This window comes from Sphingorhabdus sp. YGSMI21 (assembly GCF_002776575.1).
Classification (GTDB): domain Bacteria; phylum Pseudomonadota; class Alphaproteobacteria; order Sphingomonadales; family Sphingomonadaceae; genus Parasphingorhabdus.
On sequence record NZ_CP022548.1, the window covers coordinates 743,527 to 762,289 of the forward strand.

21 protein-coding genes are annotated in these 18,763 nt (G+C 57.7%); 12 read left to right on the forward strand and 9 right to left on the reverse strand.

Features of this window, described 5'->3' with window-relative positions:
- Positions 1 to 60: 60 nt before the first annotated feature.
- The gene (locus tag CHN51_RS03505; protein ID WP_164088976.1) at positions 61 to 1,134 is read left to right on the forward strand and encodes an esterase-like activity of phytase family protein; all 1,074 of its coding nucleotides are present in this window, start codon (positions 61 to 63) and stop codon (positions 1,132 to 1,134) included.
- A gap of 4 nt (positions 1,135 to 1,138) precedes the next feature.
- Here CHN51_RS03505 and rpmB read toward each other — a convergent pair whose 3' ends face one another.
- Positions 1,139 to 1,429, reverse strand: coding sequence for a 50S ribosomal protein L28 (gene rpmB, locus CHN51_RS03510; protein WP_100092776.1), 291 nt, complete (start codon positions 1,427 to 1,429; stop codon positions 1,139 to 1,141).
- Between the two features lie 190 nt (positions 1,430 to 1,619).
- Between rpmB and CHN51_RS03515 the strand changes: the two genes are divergently transcribed.
- Positions 1,620 to 2,051, forward strand: coding sequence for a nucleoside deaminase (locus CHN51_RS03515; protein ID WP_206170087.1), 432 nt, complete (start codon positions 1,620 to 1,622; stop codon positions 2,049 to 2,051).
- A 3-nt stretch (positions 2,052 to 2,054) separates the two neighbouring features.
- Here CHN51_RS03515 and CHN51_RS03520 read toward each other — a convergent pair whose 3' ends face one another.
- Both CHN51_RS03520 and CHN51_RS03525 read right to left on the reverse strand, forming a co-directional pair.
- Positions 2,055 to 2,855, reverse strand: a complete 801-nt coding sequence (locus tag CHN51_RS03520; RefSeq protein ID WP_100092777.1) for a LytTR family DNA-binding domain-containing protein — start codon at positions 2,853 to 2,855, stop codon at positions 2,055 to 2,057.
- Positions 2,852 to 4,084 (reverse strand): histidine kinase, encoded by a 1,233-nt coding sequence (locus CHN51_RS03525; protein ID WP_100092778.1) that lies wholly within the window; start codon positions 4,082 to 4,084, stop codon positions 2,852 to 2,854. The genes CHN51_RS03520 and CHN51_RS03525 overlap by 4 nt, the downstream gene beginning before the upstream one ends.
- Positions 4,085 to 4,245: 161 nt before the next feature.
- Here CHN51_RS03525 and CHN51_RS03530 point away from each other — a divergent pair, with 161 nt between their 5' ends.
- Complete coding sequence (locus CHN51_RS03530; RefSeq protein ID WP_089133351.1) at positions 4,246 to 4,827, forward strand: HD domain-containing protein; 582 nt, start codon at positions 4,246 to 4,248, stop codon at positions 4,825 to 4,827.
- A gap of 19 nt (positions 4,828 to 4,846) precedes the next feature.
- Here the strand turns inward: CHN51_RS03530 and CHN51_RS03535 are convergent, their stop codons facing one another.
- A complete protein-coding gene (locus CHN51_RS03535) occupies positions 4,847 to 5,386 on the reverse strand; it encodes a helix-turn-helix domain-containing protein (RefSeq protein ID WP_100092779.1) in 540 nt (179 codons plus the stop codon).
- Positions 5,387 to 5,560: 174 nt separating this feature from the next.
- On the opposite strand from CHN51_RS03535, the gene CHN51_RS03540 reads away from it, so the two are divergent.
- Together CHN51_RS03540 and CHN51_RS03545 are read left to right on the forward strand one after the other, a co-directional pair.
- On the forward strand, positions 5,561 to 5,890 hold the full coding sequence (locus CHN51_RS03540) for a hypothetical protein (RefSeq protein WP_100092780.1): 330 nt from the start codon (positions 5,561 to 5,563) through the stop codon (positions 5,888 to 5,890).
- A 174-nt stretch (positions 5,891 to 6,064) separates the two neighbouring features.
- A complete protein-coding gene (locus CHN51_RS03545) occupies positions 6,065 to 8,155 on the forward strand; it encodes a bifunctional (p)ppGpp synthetase/guanosine-3',5'-bis(diphosphate) 3'-pyrophosphohydrolase (protein ID WP_100092781.1) in 2,091 nt (696 codons plus the stop codon).
- A gap of 18 nt (positions 8,156 to 8,173) precedes the next feature.
- Here CHN51_RS03545 and CHN51_RS03550 read toward each other — a convergent pair whose 3' ends face one another.
- The 3 genes from CHN51_RS03550 to rpsU form a co-directional block, all read right to left on the reverse strand.
- Positions 8,174 to 8,788, reverse strand: a complete 615-nt coding sequence (locus tag CHN51_RS03550; protein ID WP_240616853.1) for an FKBP-type peptidyl-prolyl cis-trans isomerase — start codon at positions 8,786 to 8,788, stop codon at positions 8,174 to 8,176.
- A 67-nt stretch (positions 8,789 to 8,855) separates the two neighbouring features.
- Complete coding sequence (locus tag CHN51_RS03555; RefSeq protein WP_100092782.1) at positions 8,856 to 9,419, reverse strand: FKBP-type peptidyl-prolyl cis-trans isomerase; 564 nt, start codon at positions 9,417 to 9,419, stop codon at positions 8,856 to 8,858.
- Between the two features lie 35 nt (positions 9,420 to 9,454).
- Positions 9,455 to 9,661, reverse strand: a complete 207-nt coding sequence (gene rpsU / locus CHN51_RS03560) for a 30S ribosomal protein S21 (RefSeq protein ID WP_067197663.1) — start codon at positions 9,659 to 9,661, stop codon at positions 9,455 to 9,457.
- A gap of 259 nt (positions 9,662 to 9,920) precedes the next feature.
- Here rpsU and CHN51_RS03565 point away from each other — a divergent pair, with 259 nt between their 5' ends.
- The 4 genes from CHN51_RS03565 (at position 9,921) to CHN51_RS03580 (ending at position 12,556) form a co-directional block, all read left to right on the forward strand.
- The gene (locus CHN51_RS03565) at positions 9,921 to 10,685 is read left to right on the forward strand and encodes a class II aldolase/adducin family protein (RefSeq protein ID WP_100092783.1); all 765 of its coding nucleotides are present in this window, start codon (positions 9,921 to 9,923) and stop codon (positions 10,683 to 10,685) included.
- 99 nt (positions 10,686 to 10,784) lie between these two features.
- Positions 10,785 to 11,324 carry a (2Fe-2S)-binding protein gene (locus CHN51_RS03570; RefSeq protein WP_100092784.1) on the forward strand — a complete coding sequence of 180 codons (540 nt, stop codon included), beginning with the start codon at positions 10,785 to 10,787 and terminating at the stop codon, positions 11,322 to 11,324.
- Between the two features lie 102 nt (positions 11,325 to 11,426).
- A complete protein-coding gene (gene arsC, locus CHN51_RS03575) occupies positions 11,427 to 11,777 on the forward strand; it encodes an arsenate reductase (glutaredoxin) (protein ID WP_100092785.1) in 351 nt (116 codons plus the stop codon).
- Between the two features lie 47 nt (positions 11,778 to 11,824).
- The gene (locus tag CHN51_RS03580; protein WP_100092786.1) at positions 11,825 to 12,556 is read left to right on the forward strand and encodes an AAA family ATPase; all 732 of its coding nucleotides are present in this window, start codon (positions 11,825 to 11,827) and stop codon (positions 12,554 to 12,556) included.
- A gap of 15 nt (positions 12,557 to 12,571) precedes the next feature.
- Here the strand turns inward: CHN51_RS03580 and CHN51_RS03585 are convergent, their stop codons facing one another.
- Positions 12,572 to 14,941, reverse strand: coding sequence for a GGDEF and EAL domain-containing protein (locus CHN51_RS03585; protein WP_240616854.1), 2,370 nt, complete (start codon positions 14,939 to 14,941; stop codon positions 12,572 to 12,574).
- 88 nt (positions 14,942 to 15,029) lie between these two features.
- Complete coding sequence (locus CHN51_RS03590; protein WP_100092787.1) at positions 15,030 to 16,760, reverse strand: fatty acyl-AMP ligase; 1,731 nt, start codon at positions 16,758 to 16,760, stop codon at positions 15,030 to 15,032.
- Positions 16,761 to 16,980: 220 nt separating this feature from the next.
- Between CHN51_RS03590 and CHN51_RS03595 the strand changes: the two genes are divergently transcribed.
- The 3 genes from CHN51_RS03595 to CHN51_RS03605 all read left to right on the forward strand — a co-directional run bounded on the left by CHN51_RS03595 (position 16,981) and on the right by CHN51_RS03605 (position 18,748).
- Complete coding sequence (locus CHN51_RS03595) at positions 16,981 to 17,463, forward strand: regulatory protein RecX (protein WP_240616855.1); 483 nt, start codon at positions 16,981 to 16,983, stop codon at positions 17,461 to 17,463.
- Positions 17,464 to 17,615: 152 nt separating this feature from the next.
- Complete coding sequence (locus CHN51_RS03600; protein ID WP_123906225.1) at positions 17,616 to 18,230, forward strand: cold shock domain-containing protein; 615 nt, start codon at positions 17,616 to 17,618, stop codon at positions 18,228 to 18,230.
- Between the two features lie 17 nt (positions 18,231 to 18,247).
- Positions 18,248 to 18,748, forward strand: coding sequence for a DUF192 domain-containing protein (locus CHN51_RS03605; RefSeq protein WP_206169962.1), 501 nt, complete (start codon positions 18,248 to 18,250; stop codon positions 18,746 to 18,748).
- Positions 18,749 to 18,763 lie beyond the last annotated feature (15 nt).

Consider the following 18,763-nt stretch of genomic DNA (forward strand, 5'->3'; position numbering starts at 1 on the left):
GGCGCACGAGCGTCCAGAATAGAATATGTTTGAAGATGCGAATCGGTTATGCGCAATCCCATGTTGCGTGTGCTTGCCTGTCTGTCGCTATTTTTCTTTCTGGTGCCGGTCACTTATGTGCGTGGTCCGGTACCGCCGGCAAATGACAGTCAATATATCGCGCTCGAACCGATCGCCCTGGATGCCAGAGACCCGGAACGTATCCGCGTCGGCCGTCTCGCCTTTCTGGGTGGCTGGAAAATTACCAGTGACAATGGCGAGTTCGGCGGCATATCCTCGATGCTGGCATTGCCGGACAACCGCTTCCTGATGCTCAGCGACAACGGCACACTGGTCGGTTTCACCCTGGACGAAGCAAATCATCGAGCGATCCGGCCGTTCATTGCCCCCCTGCCCGAGGGTCCTGCTCCGCCCAATGACTATGCAAAGAAGAACTGGGACTCCGAATCCTTTCTCCATGACCCCGGGACCGGTCAGTTCTGGGTCGGCTACGAGCATCAGCACAGTATCTGGCGCTACGGCCCCTCTTTTGCCCGCAAGGAATCCGTTAATTTCCCGAAAGCGATGCAGGAATGGCCGGACAATGGCGGTGCAGAGGCCATGCTTCGTTTACCGGACGGCCGTTTTCTGGTCTTTTCGGAATCGGCGAAATATTCCGAAGGCGGCTATCAGGCACTGGTCTTCGAGGGTGACGCATCCGAACCGGGCAGCAAGGCAAAGCTGATGGGATATCGGGGTCCGAAAGGCTATAAGCTCACCGACGCAGCATTACTTGATGACCGAACAGCCTTGATGCTGCACCGGCGCTTTACGCCGCTCGACGGGGTTTCGGCCATATTGTCGGTTGCGCGATTGGCGGATTTCGAACCGGGGAAGATCGCTACTTCGCAGCCGGTCGCCACGCTGAAACCGCCGGTCAAGGTCGACAATATGGAGGCTCTCGCGGTCACCCGGGAAGGCGCCAAGATAATCGTCTGGATCGCGTCGGATGATAATTTCAGCACGCTGCAGGAATCGCTGTTTTTCAAGTTCCAGCTGCTGGATGGCGAAAACAGACTGAAAAAGACCGGTCCCGAAAGCCAAAACGAAAAAGCCGGGGCTAACCCCGGCTTTTCAACGTTCGAATCGGATTGATCGTTTAAGCGGTCGCAACCTGCTTTTTCACGATTTCCTTTTTGATGCGTTTGACGCGCAGGCTCAGCTTGTCGTCCTTGGTTTTCAGCAACCAGTTATCGAGGCCGCCGACATGTTCCACAGAACGCAGGCCGTGGGTCGAAACACGCAGTTTCACGCCCTTGCCGAGTGTATCGGACAAAAGAGTCACATTTTGCAGATTTGGCAAAAATGTCTTTTTGGTCCGGTTTTTGGCGTGCGACACATTATTGCCTACCAGCCGAGTCTTACCTGTCAGTTCGCAAATCCGCGACATCGTAAAAGTCCAATTTCTTGTTATTGAGTGATTCCCAGCGGGAAAGAGCGGTCACCTAACCATAATCGAGCCATGCGTCAAGCATGTCCGAGCCATTTTGCGCGAACCGGTCCGTCTCCGGCTTCCTATAGCCTTCGAACCGCTTCCGCGCTACTCCATCGGCATGACGGCAGCAAAATATACTTCATTCATGGGCGATGCGCTGGATCTGGCTCGCGCGGCGATCGCCGTGGAGGAAGTGCCGGTCGGTGCCGTGATCGTCAGGAACGGCGAAATCATTGGCCGTGGCCACAATAGCACCCGCATCGACAACGATCCCACCGCCCATGCAGAAATTGTGGCGATTCGCGAAGCGACCCGCTTTCTCGGCAATGACCGGCTGGACGATTGCGACCTGTGGGTCACGCTCGAGCCCTGTACGATGTGCGCCGGCGCAATTGCCCATGCCCGGCTGCGCAGAGTCTATTATGGCGCCGATGATCCCAAGGGTGGTGCCGTAGACAGCGGTGTCCGCTTCTTCGACGCGCCGACCTGCCATCACCGGCCGGACGTTTACGCCGGGATAGAAGCAGAGAATTCCGCCGAAATGCTGCTGGGCTTTTTCCGCGGGCGCCGCGACTAAAGCCTAGTGCACAAAGCGCGCGACGACATCGCGATAGCTGCGGCTGACCTTGACCTGCGCGCCTGACCCGAGCACCAGAAAACATTCGCCATTGGTATGCGGCTTCACTTCCCGGACCTGGCTCAGATTGACGATGGTGGAGCGGTGCACCCGCTGGAAATGGCGCGGATCGAGGCGCTTCTCCAGATCCTTCATCGTTTCGCGCAGGATCAGGCTGTTGTCCGCGGTATAGATGCACATGTAATCGCCCGCGGCGTCGATCCGTTCGATCGTGTCGACATCGACGCGGAAAATCTGGCCGCGGTCCTTCACATTGATCAGCTTCTCATAGCGATTCGCCGATGCCGGCTCATCGGTATCCTCGATATCGGCCATCGCGTCGGGAGCCACTTCGCTGAGCACATTTTTCAGCTTTTCAAGCTCGGCACCGCCGCGTTTCTCCAGCAGGCGCTTTCGCACTCGGTCAATTGCGTCGGCCAGCCGGTCTTCCTCGACCGGTTTGACCAGATAGTCGATCGCCTCCGCCTCGAAAGCCCGGACAGCATGTTCGGAATAGGCAGTGACAAAGATGAACAGCGGCGGTTCGATCTCCATGATTCCCTGCACAACGGAAAAACCGTCAAAGCCCGGCATCTGGATATCAAGAAACACCAGATCGGGCTTCAGGGTCTTGATCTTGCGAATCGCTTCGCGGCCATTGCGACAGGTGTCGACAATCTCGATATCGTCAAATTTCTCGAGCCGGATCTGCAGACCCTGTATCGCCAGCTTCTCGTCATCGACTAAAATTGTCTTGATCGTCATGTTTTTAAATCCTTATGCTGAAATGATGCCATCGACCGTGCATTTACCGGCTCCCGCTGATGGTCATCACTGGATGCATGCTCTCCAAAAATAGTCTCGTTCCTCAATTGCTCATCGGTGGCAGAATGGTCTGCCGCTTCCCGTTCGATCTGTTCTCTGGTTTCAAATGGCAAGGCGATGAATACCGAAAAGCCCTCGCCAGGCGACGAGCGCGTTTCGAATATCGCGCCTTCTCCATAAGCCTGGTTTAATCGCTCCTGAATATTCCCCAGGCCAACACCGGTCGATGCGGATTTACCCGACGTGCCGCCGATTTTTCCGGGCCCGGTATCCGAGACGACAATACGCAGCTTGTCGCCGTCGCGATGGGCCGACACCGAGATATCGGCACCTTCCTCCTGCGGCGTCACCGCATATTTGATGGCATTCTCGACCAGAGGCTGAAGCAATAGCGATGGCAGCAGGGCATCGCGCACCGCGGGATCGATATCGAAATGCGACCGCAACCGTTCCTCGAAACGCATTTTCTCGATATCCAGATAGAGATGCAGGGTTTCCACCTCCTGCGCCAGCGTGACCCGGCTGTGGACTTCATTGACCAGCGTATGGCGCAGGAAAGAGGACAGGCGCGACAGCATGGCGTTGGCCGGTTCGGTCTGGCGCAGCAGCACCAGGGTCGAAATGCTGTTCAGCGTGTTGAACAGGAAATGGGGATTGAGCTGATAGCGCAGCATTGCCAGCTGCGCGCGGGTCGCTTGCGCTTCCAGCTGCAGCAGCTGGTCATTCTGTTCCTCCACCCGCAGGAAGAAATTGATCGCGTAATAGAGCGCCGACCATGCGCCGAGCAGCATGATGCCCAGAAACAGAGAACCCAGAAACAAGGTACCGAACGCGGTTTCCGACGCCGGATTCTGGATAAGAAAGACCCAGGCGTCGATGAATGCATAGAGCGCCGATGCAACCGTCAATATCGCGGCGGTGCTGCTCCATGTCACAATCGGGCGGCGGTGGATCAGATTCTTGTAGACCACCGACAGCAGCAGGGAGATCGAATAGCCGGTAATGGTCGAGATGATGACCGGCACCAGGAAACCAAGTGGCAATCCGTTGGATATCCCGCCAATCGCGCGCAGAATAAGCGCGCCGGCCCAGCCCGCGGATTGCAGGTTCCAGAATGCCCGGTTCTTGTTGCCAAAAAACGGCTGGGGACGGATTTCCATAACGGCCATTGCGCCATCTATAGCGGGCCATTGCCGCTTGGGAAAGAATCGCCTATCATTTGCGCAAATAAGACGACGAAAGTTCCGTTCTTCGACGCAAATGCAAAGCTATTTGTATTGTTCGGTGACAAAATGGGACCAAAGATCGGCAAAATACAAAGGAGAATATCATGGGTGGTCCAAACGAAGTCCGGGCAAAATTTCCTTCGATGGAAGAAGGAACGCAGGAAGACTGGCAGATCATCGGCGGCCATTTCGGCCCTTTCGCCAGCAAGGTCGCCGACCGGGTGCTGGACCATCTCAAATTGCTGGACGGAGATTTTGGCGGCTTCCCGATCGACCGGATGCAACATAGTCTGCAGACCGCCACCCGCGCGCACCGCGATGGCCGGGACGAAGAATATGTTGTAATGGCATTGCTGCACGATGTCGGCGATACGCTTGGCACCTATAACCATCCCGATATAGCCGCCGCGATCCTCAAACCCTTTGTCAGCGAGAAGAACCACTGGATCACGGAGAAACACGGCATTTTCCAGGGCTATTATTTCTTCCACTATCTCGGCCAGGACCGCGACATGCGCGAACAATATCGCGGCCATGAACATTTCGAGGATTGTGCGGAATTCTGCGCAAAATATGACCAGACGGCCTTTGACGCCAATTATGACACGGCGCCGCTGGAATTTTTCGAACCGATGGTTCGCCGCGTCATGGCGCGGCCGATCAACAGTATTTACGCGACCGAATAGGGCAAGGCGGCGAACGGCCTCAGGCCGCCGAGGATTCGCCGATTTCCTTCAGGTGACGGACCACCATATCGTCGCGGTTGGCACCTTCGGAATCCAGTTTCAATTCCGCTTCGTCGATCCAGCACAGATTTTCCATTTCCAGAACCCGGTCGTCATGCGCCCGGATGCTGATCGGTCCGATCGGCTGGCGATCACGCGAATCGCATAAAATCGGATTGGACGCGACGCCGGTTTCCCATCTTTCGCCCCATTGCCGCAGAGCGATCATGGTTGGCAGAAGATCCTGCCCCTTGTCGGTCAGCCGATATTCCACTTTCCGCTTGTCGTGATCACAGGGCCGGCGGGTCATGATCCCCGCCTCGACCATCCGGGTCAGCCGATTGGCCAATATGTTCCGGGCGATGCCGATTTCAGAGAGAAAATCCTCAAAATGCCCGACGCCGTTGAGTGCCGCGCGCAATATCATGAAGCACCATCGCTCGCCGATGACTTCCAGCGATACGGGAAGGCTGCACTCCCCGCTCGTCAGACTCGATAAATCTTCTCTGATTTTGTCCATATAGCCATTCCTAAACCAGTTTTCTGGCGAGTGCGAAAAAAATATACGTTTTTAGTTGCAACTTAAAACCTAATAATCTAAGTAGTGATTCGCAACCTAAATTGCAACCGTAATTTTCTCCCCTGCGGCCCGGGCACCCGGGTTTCGCAACTGATAAAGAAGAAAGGAAATATCATGCTTCTCTCCCAAAGCCCGCTTCGCGCTTCCATATTATTCTCGATCGCGGCGATGACATCCCTGACCCTGTTCACGGCGACGACCGCCGAAGCGCGCACTACGCCAGTCGCCTATACCGCCGAATTGCAGGCGCCGGTGGAAGCCGGCCAGGAAATCATCCGGGGCGCGGTCGTTCGCTGCACCGGGACCGAATGTATCGGCACGAAAAGCAGCTCCGCGCCGCGGACGATCTGCGCCAAGATCGCCGACAAATTCGGCCCGGTGACGAGTTTCGCCTACAAAGGCGAGGCCTTTGACGCCGAAGCGATCGCCAAGTGCAACAACTGATTTGACCATCCCCGTCTGACCGGCTTTCTCGCTCCCCGTGACTGCCAGATTTCTGGCCCCCGCCGGTCAGCTTTAGCGCCGAAGCCCGGACTTGCTTCCCTTCCCCGGAAACAAGCGGCGGCTTCGGCGCTCTTTTTTGTTGCCCCAGCCTTAAAAGCGCACCATCTTTAAGCCATGCTAAGACAATATGAACTGGTGGAGCGAGTAAGATCCTATGATCCCGATGCGGACGAGGATCTGATCAACCGTGCCTATGTTTTTTCCGTACAAAGACATGGCAGCCAGAAACGGGCCAGCGGCGACCCCTATTTCAGCCACCCGATCGAGGTTGCCGGCCTGATGACCGATCTCAAGCTGGACCAGCAGACGATTGTGACGGCGCTGCTCCACGATACTGTCGAGGATACGCTCACAACGTCGGAAGAAATCAGCAAATTATTCGGTTCGGAAATCGCCCGGCTGGTCGATGGCGTGACCAAGCTCTCCAAGATCGAGGCGCAGACCGACAACGAGAGAGCCGCGGAAAATCTGCGCAAATTCCTTCTGGCGACGTCGGATGATATCCGCGTGCTGCTGGTCAAGCTGGCCGACCGTCTGCACAATATGCGGACGCTGCATTTCATCAAGAGTGAAGAGAAGCGGCTGCGGATCGCCCATGAAACCATGGATATCTATGCGCCGCTGGCAGAGCGGATCGGCATGTATGAATATATGCGCGAGATGCAGTTGCTGGCTTTCGAGCATATGGAGCCCGAAGCCTATGACACCATCACCAAAAGGCTGCAGGCGATCAAGGAAGGCGACGAGGGCCAGGTCGATAAAATTGCCCAGTCAATCCAGAAGGCCCTCGAAAGCGGCGGGCTGGTAGCGGAAGTCAGCGGCCGGGAGAAACATCCCTATTCGATCTGGCGCAAGATGCAGGAACGACACGTCAGTTTCGAGCAGCTTACCGACATCATGGCGTTTCGCGTGGTTACGGACAATAGCGCCGAATGCTACCGGGCGCTGGGCATCCTGCACGAAAAATGGAAAATGGTCCCCGGCCGGTTCAAGGACTATATTTCCACGCCCAAGCGCAACGGATACCGGTCGATCCACACAACCATCATGCACGGCAATAATATGCGGGTGGAAATCCAAATCCGTTCACAGCGCATGCACGAGGACAATGAATTCGGTCTTGCCGCGCACTGGGCCTATAAACAGGGCAACCGGCCCGATGGACAGGCCGGCTGGATTCGCGACCTGATCGAAATTCTGGATCAGGCGGAGGACGCCGAGGAACTGCTCGAGCACGCCAAGCTGGCAATGTATCAGGACCGGATTTTTGCCTTCACCCCGAAAGGTACGTTGCTGCAGCTGCCGCGCGGATCGACCACCGTCGACTTTGCCTATGCGGTGCACACCGATCTCGGAAACCAGGCGGTTGGTGCCAAGGTCAACGGCCGGCACGTGCCGCTCCGGACCCAGCTGCAAAATGGCGATGTCGTCGAAATCCTCAAGTCCAAGGGACAGGAACCGCAGCCGGGCTGGCTATCCTTTGTCATCACCGGAAAGGCCCGCGCAGCGATCCGCCGCAACGTCCGGTTCAAGGAGCGTGACGAGATTATCGCGATCGGCACGGAACTTTACGAGGAAATCATCGAGCGCCTGCCCGGCAAGATCGGCAAACGCGCGATCAAGGCCGCGCTCAAACGGCTGGACCTGAAGGAGCCAGACGACCTGATGATCGCGATTGGCACCCGCCAGCTCAGCGATCGGGAAGTTATGGAAGCGATCATCCCGGGCAGCGTGCACGACAATGACGACGAGCGGCAATGGCCGGAACAGGATCGCGCGATTTCTATAAAGGGGCTGACGCCCGGCGTGGCATTCAATCTCGCCGAATGCTGTCACCCGGTACCCGGCGACCGGATCGTCGGCTTGCGTCGCAGCGGCCAGAATGTCGAGGTGCACACGATCGACTGCCAGAGTCTGGCGGACGGGGTCGATGCCGACTGGGTCGATCTCAGTTGGGGCAATGAAAGCGATGGCGCAGCGGCGCGGCTATGCGTGGTCTTGCACAACAAGCCGGGGACGCTGTCCGAAATGGCGGGGATTTTCGGCTTTCACAACGCCAATATCCTGAACCTGCGCCTGTCCCACCGGGACGGCCCGTTCCATACCTTCGATGTTGATCTGGAAGTACACAATGTCCACCATCTGATGCGGATATTGTCAGCCCTGCGCGCGTCGGAAGCGGTCGCCCAGGCAGAACGGACCTGACGCCCGCTTCAGCCTGTTTCAGGAAGCGGGCGGTGGTCCGCCGGGGACGCCCTGCGCCTGCATCTGCTGACGCAATTCCTCCATCTGTTCGGCGGAAATGAAATCCAGTAGCGTCACATCGAAAATGAGCAGGCTTCCCGACGGGACCTGTTCACTCGGTGAGGTTTCGCCATAGGCCAGATCGGACGGAATCCAGAGGCGATATTCGCCGCCTTTCTGCATCAGCTGCAGCGCTTCGGAAAATCCGGGTACGACCGCGCCAACCGGCATCGGGGCCTGGTCATTGGCATCAAAGATAGTACCGTCGCGCAGCGAACCTTCATATTTGACCAGAGCGGTGTCACTAGCCACCGGAGACGGCCCCTTGCCTGCCTTGATCTCCTGATATTGCAGCCCCGACTTGGTTTCCACAACGCCCGGCTGCTTGGCATTGTCGGCCAGAAACTCGTCATTGCCTGGCGGCGGAAACAGCTGTTCCCATCCCGACTGGACAAATTCCCTCGGACTGGTTTTTTCCGGGATCGCAGCGGCGAGCGCAGCAAGGAAAATCATCCCCAGCAGCAGCCCGAACAGAAACGGCCTGACAGAGGACGACGGACGGCTGGCTTGCGGATTCGAGGCGATATCAGGCACGCATTATTCTCCAAAAAAATCCGGAAACGCTATTATGAAAATATGGAGGTCGCTAGCGGCCCGGAATTTACGGATTTCCGGGAGCGCCCTGTGCCTGCATTTGCTGGCGCAACTCTTCCATCTGCGCCTGCGAGATAAAGTCGATCAGTGCGACGTCGAAGATCAGCAGGCTGTTTGGCGGAATCTGCTCGCCGGGAGACGCTTCGCCATATGCGAGTTCAGATGGGATCCAGATGCGATATTCGCCGCCCTTCTGCATCAGTTGCAGCGCTTCGGAAAATCCGGGCACGACGGCACCAACCGGCATCGGCGCCTGCTCGTTGGCGTCGAAAACCGTGCCATCGCGCAACGTGCCTTCATATCTCACCAGAGCGGTATCGGTAGCGATCGGCGAAGGTCCCTCGCCGGGCGTTATAACCTTATACTGCAGCCCGGAATCGGTCGTCACGACGCCATCTTCATCGGCATTGGCTGCCAGAAACTGTTCGTTGGAGGCGCCGACAACAACGGCATTCTGGGTCCCGGCATAGGCAAGGCCGAGCGCGACAGCGACAACCAGCAGCACGCCGATCCAGATCTTGGTCAGCGAACCCTTTTTGATGGGGTGAATCGGAACCGTCGTAACAGACATGGGCAGGCTACCTTATATTCGTGGAGCCGAAGCGTTTAAATAAGGCCGTCGCGTTCCATGCGCTTGCGGTCCATCTTGCGGGCGCGGCGAACGGCAGCAGCCTTTTCGCGAGCGCGCTTTTCGGATGGCTTTTCATAATGGCGACGAAGCTTCATTTCGCGATAGACGCCTTCACGCTGCAATTTTTTCTTGAGCGCCCGGAGGGCCTGATCAACATTATTATCGCGAACCATGATTTGCATAAGACTGAGTAACTCCGTTCAGATTTCGTAGCGGTCCAGAAGCAATTTCTTCCGGCCAATATTAGTGTAAAAGCCATAAAAAAGGGTTTGCAGCAGAATCAATCTGCTTCAATCTCGCGCCGCCTATCAATTTCTTGGAACCGAGGCAAGCTTTTACACGATTCTTTGCGCGAATGACAGGCGCTTTGCATTCGTCTTTTCGGGGCTTTGCTATAATATGCCGAACAAAGATAATAAGAGCCGATTCGAGGAGAGAGAAATGGCAACCGCGATCAACGTCCAGTCCAGCTGCAGCGAAGCAGAATGGAAAGCCCGCCAGCGGCTCGCAGCCTGCTACCGGATTTTCGCCTATCTCGGCTGGGACGAGATGATCTTCAATCATGTCACGCTCAAGGTACCGGGCGAAGATGACGCCTTTCTGATCAATCCCTATGGTCTGCATTTCAGCGAAGTGAGCGCCTCGAACCTGGTCAAGATCGATATCGACGGCAACACGCTCGATGGCTCGACCTTTCCGGTCAACAAGGCCGGCTTCACCCAGCACAGCCTGTTCCATCGCGAATTGCCGGACGTCCACGCGATCATCCACACCCACACGACCGCGACCATGGCGGTATCGTCGGTTGAAGGCGGCCTGCAGCCGATCAATTTCTACGCCGCCGCCATCGTCCCGCGCCTCGCCTATCACAAGTTTGAAGGCATTACGGTGCACCAGGATGAAGGCCCGCGCTTTCTCGCCAGCCTTGGCAAGAAACGGATGATGATGCTGGAAAATCACGGACCGGTGGTGATGGGCCGGACGCTGGAACAGGCCTTTCTCAACCACTGGGTGCTGCAACGCGCCTGCGAAATCCAGATGCAGACCCTGTCGATGGGCAAGCCGGTGATGATCGGCGAAGAGGTAATCCGGAAGCATCTCGACAATCTGTCGCAGGCCTCGATCGATCCGCTGCAGCAGGGCGTCCCGGAATTCGACGCGATGGTACGGCTGATCGATCGCGAAGACAAAAGCTGGCGGGAGTAATAACCGCTTTCGTCATGCCGAACTTGTTTCAGCATCTCTTATTGCATAAGCCACTAGCAGGAGGTCCTGAAACAAGTTCAGGATGACGAGCAGGACGCCATGACCAAATTCACCGTCAATGACCGTCCGGTCCAGTACCGGATGGACCCGGAAACGCCCCTGCTATGGGCGCTGCGCGACGCGTCCAATCTTACCGGTACCAAATATGGCTGCGGCACCGGCGATTGTGGCGCCTGTATGGTCGAGGTCGACGGTGAGGCGATCCGCTCCTGTCTGGTCACCATCGGCGAGATGGAGGGCCGTTTTGTCACGACGATAGAAGCGCTGTCGCGCGATCGCAGCCATCCGGTGCAACAGGCCTGGGCGGCAGAGAATGTCCCGCAATGCGGCTTCTGCCAGTCCGGCATGATCATGGCGGCGGCGGTATTGCTGAAGAAAAATTCCAATCCGTCGAAAGCGGCGATTGACGAGGCAATTACCAATATCTGCCGCTGCGGCACCTATCCGCGCATCCGCGAGGCGATTCAGCGGGCCGGACGCGTGGCCCGCGGCGAAACCGTGCTCAGCGCCGCCCCGCCGCCGGGGATCGACCCCGAAGATGCCGCCAAGGCGGTTCCGGCGCTCACCCCCAAGGATTGAGCCCGTTCGAACGCAAAAGCCAGCTCGCGTCGCTCCGGTTTTCTTTGAACCAACCCGTCAATTCGTGTTTATGAAGGTCTTTTGACGAATCGGGAAAGACATATGAAAGCAACCATCTGGCACAATCCGAAATGCGGGACGTCGCGCAAGACCTTGGCGATACTGGAAGAAACGCCCGGTGTTGACCTGACCGTTGTCGAATATCTGAAAAACCCGCCCAGCCGTGCCAAGCTGGAACAGCTGTACAGCGATGCTGGAATGACGCCGCAGGAAGGCCTACGAGTCCGCGGTTCCCCGGCCGAGGAGTTGGGGCTGACAAAAGATGACGCCACTGCCGACCAGATTCTGGATGCCATGGCCAGGGAGCCGATCCTGATCAACCGGCCGCTGGTCGAGACCGACAAGGGAGTCAGACTGTGCCGGCCGCAGGATATCGTACAGGAAATACTCTGACGCGATTTGCTTCCGGCGGATTGGGATAGAACGGACCGGGAAAGACAATGGCGGTAATCGCAGTGTACAGTATGAAAGGTGGCGTCGGCAAAAGCTGCACCGCAGTGAATCTGGCATGGAACAGCGCCGTCGGCAGCTCACGGCGGACATTGCTCTGGGACCTGGATCCGCAAGGCGCCGCTTCGTTCATTCTCAAGGGCGACAAGTCGAAAAAGGACCGCGCGCGCGCCATGGTCGCCGGCGATGTCAAACCGGAAAAGCTGATCAAGCATACGGACGTGGAGAATCTCGATATTCTGGCCGCCGACGTATCGTTGCGCGGTCTCGACCGGCTGTTCTTCCAGATCAGCAAGAAACGGCATCTCGGCAAGCTGCTGAAGGAAATCGGCAAGAATTATGACCGGATCATTCTCGATTGCCCGCCCGGACTGACCGAAACCAGCGAACAGATATTGCGCAACGCCGATATTGTGATTGTACCGACAATCCCCTCCCCGCTGTCGGAACGCGCGCTCACCGATGTCCAGATGTTTCTGAACAGCAACAGCAAGAAACACGCGCCATTGCTGCCGGTCTATACGATGGTCGACAGACGCCGCTCGATTCACAACGAGGGCCTGGCCCGCAAACCGAAATGGCCGGTCATTCCAATGTCGAGCGCCGTTGAACATATGACCAAATTGCAGCAGCCGGTCGGCAGCTTCGCACCGCGCAGCCCTGCCGCACAGGCCTATGCCCGGATCTGGCGCGGCATCGAGAAAAGGCTGACGAAAAAATAGTCCGGCTGGACGGACTCAGGCGGTCTTCTTGCTATATTCCAGATGTCCCGGTTCATATGAACGGAACAATTGCCTGGCATCGGCAGGGATCATCGGACGACCGAAATAATAGCCCTGGATCTTGCGACAACCCAGCCGCTTGATCATCTGCACTTCTTCTTCGGTTTCCGCGCCCTCGGCGGTCGTGGACATGCCCAGAGAATCCGCCATGGCGACGACCGCCCGGATGATGGCAAGACTTTCCGGAGCATTTTTGGCGGCACCCTGAACGAAACTGCGGTCGATCTTGATCGTGTTGAAACGGGTTTTGCGCAGATAGCCGAGCGAGCTATAGCCGGTGCCAAAATCGTCAAGCGAGAGGTTGACGCCCAGTGCAATGATCTGATCGAGCACTTCTGCAGCGCCGTTGCCCTCGCGCATGAAGATGCTTTCGGTAACCTCTATCTCCAGACGGCTGGGCGGAAGCCCGCTTTCCTCGAGCGCGGAGACCAGCATCGAAAGAAAATTCACTTCGGTCAACTGGTCCGCCGACACATTGACCGCGACCTTGACCGAGGCGGGCCAGGCCAGCGCTTCCTTGCATGCCGTCCGCAAGACCCATTCGCCGATCGGAACGATCAGCCGCGCTTCTTCGGCCAACGGTACGAATTTGGCAGGGGAAACAACGCCGAATTCCGGACTGGTCCAGCGCAACAAAGCCTCGAAGCCGACAACGCCGCCGGAGTCCGCACTGACAACCGGCTGGTAATTGAGCGACAGTTCGTCATTCTCAAGCGCCTTGCGCAGCGCTATTTCCATGACTCGCCGTTCTTCTGCCTGGACATGAAGCTTCGGCTCATAATGGGTGTAGGCCCCGCCGCCCTGATCCTTGGACCGGTAAAGCGCGAGATCGGCGCTGCGCATCAGCATTTCGACCGTGCGCCCGTCACGCGGACCAATCGCCGTACCGACGCTGGCACCGATATATAACGTGTGCTGGTCAACCTCATAGGGCCGCGAGAGGGTGTCGATGATCCTCTCGGCCAGCAATTCCATATATTGGGTGTCGCTCGCTTCCTTGATCACGATGGCAAATTCGTCCCCTCCGAGACGCCCGCACAGCTCGTTGTCGGTCATGATCGAACGCAACCGGTCGGCTACGCGGGCCAGCAACCGGTCGCCCACCGGGTGGCCGAGCGTATCGTTCACGGCCTTGAACCGGTCGAGATCGATCATCATGAATCCGCAGCGGCCGTTCCATTTCTCGGCTGTCTGCATAGCCTTGCTGACCGCGTCGGTCAGCTGCAGGCGATTGGGGAGACGCGTGAGCGTATCGAATCTGGCGAGTTGCGAAATCTTGTCCGCCGACTGGCGCTGTTCCGTAATGTCCGAGCCGACACCGCGAAAACCATGAAACACGCCATTGTCATCAAGCTTCGGAGAAGCGGACAATTCCCACCAGCGGGTTTCGCCATTGATCTGCACGGGCACCAGCATGTTGCTGAAACTGTCGCGCTGTTTCAGCTTTTCCGCCAGTTCGTGCAGGGCGGTCGAGAATTTCCCGCTGTCCCAGGCTTCTCCGGCGACCAGCTGCAGAAACGGCTTGCCTTCGATCTCTTCGGTAGGCTGTCCTATCGCATGGGCGAATCGCGGCGAAACATGCATGATGCGGCGGGAGGTATCGGTCTGCCAGAGCCAGTCGGCGCCGGTATCCTCAAATTCCTTGAGCAACAGGCTGACCACTTCGCTTTTCTCGTTGAGACTGGCTTCCGCGACCCGCCGGTCAATGAACGACCGGCCGGACATCAGGCATCCGGAAATCAGCAGGACCGCGATTGCCAGAGTGGCCAAGGCCAGATGGGGGCTGCCGATATAGAGCCAGCCGAAAATTAGCGCTGCGCTGGACGATGATATGAACAAGATGCTGCTGAGCGGCATATTCGACAAGAGCATCGCCGAGCCCACCATCAGACAGATGATGGTCGCCCACACCGGTATCATGGTCAGCAGGTCAGAGCTGAAGGCAAATAGCAGGAATCCAGCGCCCCACAGTGAGCCGCCAGCCAGGGAAATGAGGTAGAAAGCCGTCAATTCGGATCGGTGGATCGATTTCCGCTGCCAGGCAGACTGCTTTCGGTACAGCAGGTGGGCGTAGACATATACAGCGCACAAACATACGAGCCAGACACCGAGCAGCAGGATATTGACCTGGCCGACACCCAGTTGCAGGGTCAGCAGACCGCACACGACCGCAGCAACAATCTTCAGCAGACCATGCTGGTTATTGCCATTGAACTGCAACGCACGGATACGGCCCCAGTCGACCCCGGGGGGATCGGACAGGCCTAACAGCACGCTGAGCGGGATCACCCGAGGCAGGCCGGTTTGAGCGAATGTTCTTAACACCGCTCGTCCCTACGACGAAATTCTTAGCGAAAAGTAAGGATCGGGCTAATTTTTTCTGCCCTATCCGGACCGCTTGTGCAGTCCCGCTTCAGGCGGCCACCGCATAAGGCTGAATATCACCGGAGAGATACAGGTTCCGGGCCTTCGCACGGCTCAGTTTTCCGGAACTGGTTCTTGGCAAGGTCCGGGGCGGCACGAGCTCGATCACACAATTCATACCGGTAATGGCCCTCACCTTGTCCCGAATCTCGTCGCGCAGCCGCAACCTTTCGATCTCGTCGGATGTCCGGCACTGCACCAGCACCGCCGGCGTTTCTTCGCCGCCCGGCGTCGTGATCGCAAAGGCAGCAATATCGCCGGCCTTGAAACCGGGCAGTTGTTCCACCGCCCATTCGATATCCTGCGGCCAGTGGTTCTTGCCGTTGATGATGATCATGTCCTTGGCGCGACCGACGATGTAGAGATAGCCGTTCGACAGATAGCCCATGTCGCCGGTATCGAGCCAGCCATCGACCAGACAGGCATCGGTTGCCTCCTGGTCGCGATAATAGCATTCCATTACCGCCGGGCCCTTCATCCAGACCTTGCCAACGGCCTTTTCAGCGAGCACCGCTCCGTTTTCCTCACGGATTTCAAGCTGCGTATCGCGAACCGGTTTCCCGCAATTGACGATCGCGCGATAGCGTTTCGGACGGCTGCCGTCGCTCTTTTTCTCGCCGGACAGTTCGGTCTCTTCAACCAGTTCGACTTCCATGCCTTCGCCGGATGGCATCAGGGTTACGGCCAGCGTCGCTTCGGCGAGACCGTAGCTCGGCAAGAAGGCCTTGGCGTCGAATCCTGCGGGCGCAAACGCATCGGTAAAGCGCTGCATCACGTCGGGCCGAATCATGTCGGCGCCATTGCCCGCCAGCCGCCAGCGCGAGAGGTCGAACCGCTCCTGCACATTGGACTGGCTGCCGATGCGCCGCGCGCAAATCTCGTAGCCGAAGGTCGGCGAGAAGCTGCAGGACGTGCCGGGATTGCGGGTGATCAGGTCCAGCCATGACAGGGGCCGCCGGGCGAAATCGGCGGTCTTGAGATAGTCGGTCGACACCTGGTTGGCGACCATCGACAGGAAGCAGCCGACCAGACCCATGTCATGATAAAAAGGCAACCAGGAGATACAGCGATCGGTACCATTGATCAGCATGCCGTGGGCGTGCGAACCCAGATTGTGCAGCAGCGCCTTGTGCGAGACGGCAACGCCATGCGGAAAGCGGGTCGAACCGCTGGAATATTGCAAATAGGCGATATCGCTGCTGCTGGCTGTCGGCAATTCCACCTCAGATGCGTCCTGTTGCGCGAACGCGTCCCAGCCGGAGATCGGGATCGAACGGGACTGGCCGGCCGGGCCTGCCAGTTCGGCAATCTCGTCCGGGAACAGCAACAGGGCGGGGTCGCAGCTGTCCAGCTGCACGCCGATCTGGTCGATATAGCTTTCCTTGCCGCCGAAAGACGTCGGCAATGGCAATGGCACCGGCAGCGCACCGGCGTAAACAGCGCCGAAGAAAAGCGCGCAAAACTGCGGCTCGGTATCGGCGATCAGCGCCACCCGGTCGCCCGGTTTTATGCCAGCAGCGATCAGGCGTTTTGCCGCCGCCAGTGCGTCGTCACGCAACTCGCTGAACGGATAGGCCCGAACCAGCGAAGCGCGGGCATCGTGAAAGTTGAAGCCCTTTTCCCCTCTGGCCGCATAGTCCAGAGCTTCCCCCAGCGTCTCGAAATCGGAGAAGCGGCGCGGAAGTTCATCCAGGGTCGGGGTTGGTGTCAATTCGGTCATTCAATATCCATTTCCGGGAGGTCCAGCCTTCCCAAAATCAATCTCGTTCGCGCTAACAGGGAAGGAATAGTCATTTTCCCCCCATTCAGCCGCATCTGCCAATGTCATTGCTAACCTCTGGCGTTTAAATTTCGGCCCGACTGTGGCACAAAAAGGGCAAAGGGCATAGTTGAAGGTCAAACCGTTGAAAAACAGCGTTAAAACGTTAGATCAGGAGAGCTTGCATCGGCTGGCTATACGCTATGTCGAACGATATGCAACGAGCCGCAAAAAACTCGCCGATTATCTGCACCGGAAAATCCGCGAAAGGGAATGGCTGGATACCGAGCCGCCGGCAGTCGAACAGCTGATCGCGCGTTTCGTTGATCAGGGCTATATTGACGACGCATTATATGCCCAGACCAAGGCCGCGTCGCTCATCCGGCGCGGCTATGGAACCCGCCGGGTCTCGCACGCGCTTTACCAGGCCGGCATCAGTGAAACGGACGGGCGGGAAGCCTTTCAGATCAGCGAAGCGAACAAATGGGCCGCGGCGGACAAATTTGCCCGCAAGCGGAAAATTGGCTGCTATGCCGAAACCGAGCAGGACGCGGACAAATGTCGCAAGCAATTGCAGGCTTTTCTGCGGGCGGGCCATGATTTCGACCTGGCATCCCGCTTTGTCTTCGCCCGACCCGGCGAAGAAATAACAGTGGAAGACTAGTTCATATCTGGGCAAGTAGATTTTGCCCAATAATTGGATCGGGCGCTTTGGCGGCAAGAATCGCCAGCCTAATAATATTATGATATATAGTGCCGACCGAGTCGGAATGTGTTAGATTTTTGATTTGGCTTAGTTTTGTTCGGAGATGCATAGTGGCAAGCTTGTTTGCGGAACCTGACCCTGCGGGTAATCGCGCGCCCGGTGACAGCGAGCATGATCATATATCAACCGGCGGCGAGTTGCTGCGCGCCACCGGCCGCGTAAAATGGTTCGACAGCCATCGCGGCTTCGGCTTCATCGTTCCGGAAAATAGCGACACAGACGGTCCCGCTCCGCAATCCGACATATTGGTCCACTGGAGCCTGCTGGAATCGCTCGGCACGCGGGAATTGCCGGAAATGGCGATGGTCACCTGCGAATATGCCGTCGCGCCCAAAGGCCTGCAGGCGACGAGAATTCTCGACATTGATCTTTCCGATTGCGGACCCAAGAAAGATACGTCTCCACCGACAGGCTCGCGCCAGGCGATGCACATCGTCGACGAGGATTCCGCTTTCGTCAATGCCGAGGTAAAATGGTTCAATCGGGCCAAAGGCTATGGTTTTCTGGTGAGCGACGATTTCGACGGCGATATATTCCTCCATATGGAAACCCTGCGTGACGCCGGGATTGCGGAAATTGCTCCGGGCCAATTGTTGCTGACCCGAATAAGAGACGGAAACCGCGGGCATATGGCGGTGCAAGTCTGCCTGCCCCCGTCGGACTGAAAAAGAGACCCTCCCGAATGATCAAGATTTCAAAAGCGATCGCGCTTTCCCTGGCCCTGCTTGGCACGGCCGGCATTTCCGGCTGCTACGCCCGGACCGGCGACAGCGCGGCGGCCAGCACGCAAGCGGAACTGCCAGTATCCGAGGCGGGACTCCGACAGGTACCGCTCAGCGTCCGGACCGCGGATGGCCGGCATGATTTCGTCGTCGAAGTGGCAGAAAGCGGCGCCCAGCAGGCCCAGGGTCTGATGTTCCGCACCCGCCTGGCTCCCGACAAGGGCATGATATTCCCCTTTCCCCAGGATCGCATCGCGAGCTTCTGGATGAAGAATACGGTGATCCCGCTGGATATCATTTTCGTTCGCAGGGACGGGACAATCGAATCGATCGCCGCCAATACGCCTCCCTATTCGCTGGAATCGGTCCGCTCCAACGAACCGGTGGGTGCGGTGCTCGAAATTGCAGCCGGCCGGGCAGCGGAACTGGGCATCGGGCCGGGTGACACCGTCACCTGGTAGTGACCGTCCCGACGC

What these genes read in the sequence shown, in the direction of transcription:
- CHN51_RS03505 (WP_164088976.1), top strand. Translation starts at nt 61, where the DNA reads ATGTTGCGTGTGCTTGCCTGTCTGTCGCTATTTTTCTTTCTGGTGCCG.
- rpmB (WP_100092776.1), bottom strand. Translation starts at nt 1,429, where the DNA reads ATGTCGCGGATTTGCGAACTGACAGGTAAGACTCGGCTGGTAGGCAAT.
- CHN51_RS03515 (WP_206170087.1), top strand. Translation starts at nt 1,620, where the DNA reads ATGGGCGATGCGCTGGATCTGGCTCGCGCGGCGATCGCCGTGGAGGAA.
- CHN51_RS03520 (WP_100092777.1), bottom strand. Translation starts at nt 2,855, where the DNA reads ATGACGATCAAGACAATTTTAGTCGATGACGAGAAGCTGGCGATACAG.
- CHN51_RS03525 (WP_100092778.1), bottom strand. Translation starts at nt 4,084, where the DNA reads ATGGCCGTTATGGAAATCCGTCCCCAGCCGTTTTTTGGCAACAAGAAC.
- CHN51_RS03530 (WP_089133351.1), top strand. Translation starts at nt 4,246, where the DNA reads ATGGGTGGTCCAAACGAAGTCCGGGCAAAATTTCCTTCGATGGAAGAA.
- CHN51_RS03535 (WP_100092779.1), bottom strand. Translation starts at nt 5,386, where the DNA reads ATGGACAAAATCAGAGAAGATTTATCGAGTCTGACGAGCGGGGAGTGC.
- CHN51_RS03540 (WP_100092780.1), top strand. Translation starts at nt 5,561, where the DNA reads ATGCTTCTCTCCCAAAGCCCGCTTCGCGCTTCCATATTATTCTCGATC.
- CHN51_RS03545 (WP_100092781.1), top strand. Translation starts at nt 6,065, where the DNA reads ATGCTAAGACAATATGAACTGGTGGAGCGAGTAAGATCCTATGATCCC.
- CHN51_RS03555 (WP_100092782.1), bottom strand. Translation starts at nt 9,419, where the DNA reads ATGTCTGTTACGACGGTTCCGATTCACCCCATCAAAAAGGGTTCGCTG.
- rpsU (WP_067197663.1), bottom strand. Translation starts at nt 9,661, where the DNA reads ATGCAAATCATGGTTCGCGATAATAATGTTGATCAGGCCCTCCGGGCG.
- CHN51_RS03565 (WP_100092783.1), top strand. Translation starts at nt 9,921, where the DNA reads ATGGCAACCGCGATCAACGTCCAGTCCAGCTGCAGCGAAGCAGAATGG.
- CHN51_RS03570 (WP_100092784.1), top strand. Translation starts at nt 10,785, where the DNA reads ATGACCAAATTCACCGTCAATGACCGTCCGGTCCAGTACCGGATGGAC.
- arsC (WP_100092785.1), top strand. Translation starts at nt 11,427, where the DNA reads ATGAAAGCAACCATCTGGCACAATCCGAAATGCGGGACGTCGCGCAAG.
- CHN51_RS03580 (WP_100092786.1), top strand. Translation starts at nt 11,825, where the DNA reads ATGGCGGTAATCGCAGTGTACAGTATGAAAGGTGGCGTCGGCAAAAGC.
- CHN51_RS03590 (WP_100092787.1), bottom strand. Translation starts at nt 16,760, where the DNA reads ATGACCGAATTGACACCAACCCCGACCCTGGATGAACTTCCGCGCCGC.
- CHN51_RS03605 (WP_206169962.1), top strand. Translation starts at nt 18,248, where the DNA reads ATGATCAAGATTTCAAAAGCGATCGCGCTTTCCCTGGCCCTGCTTGGC.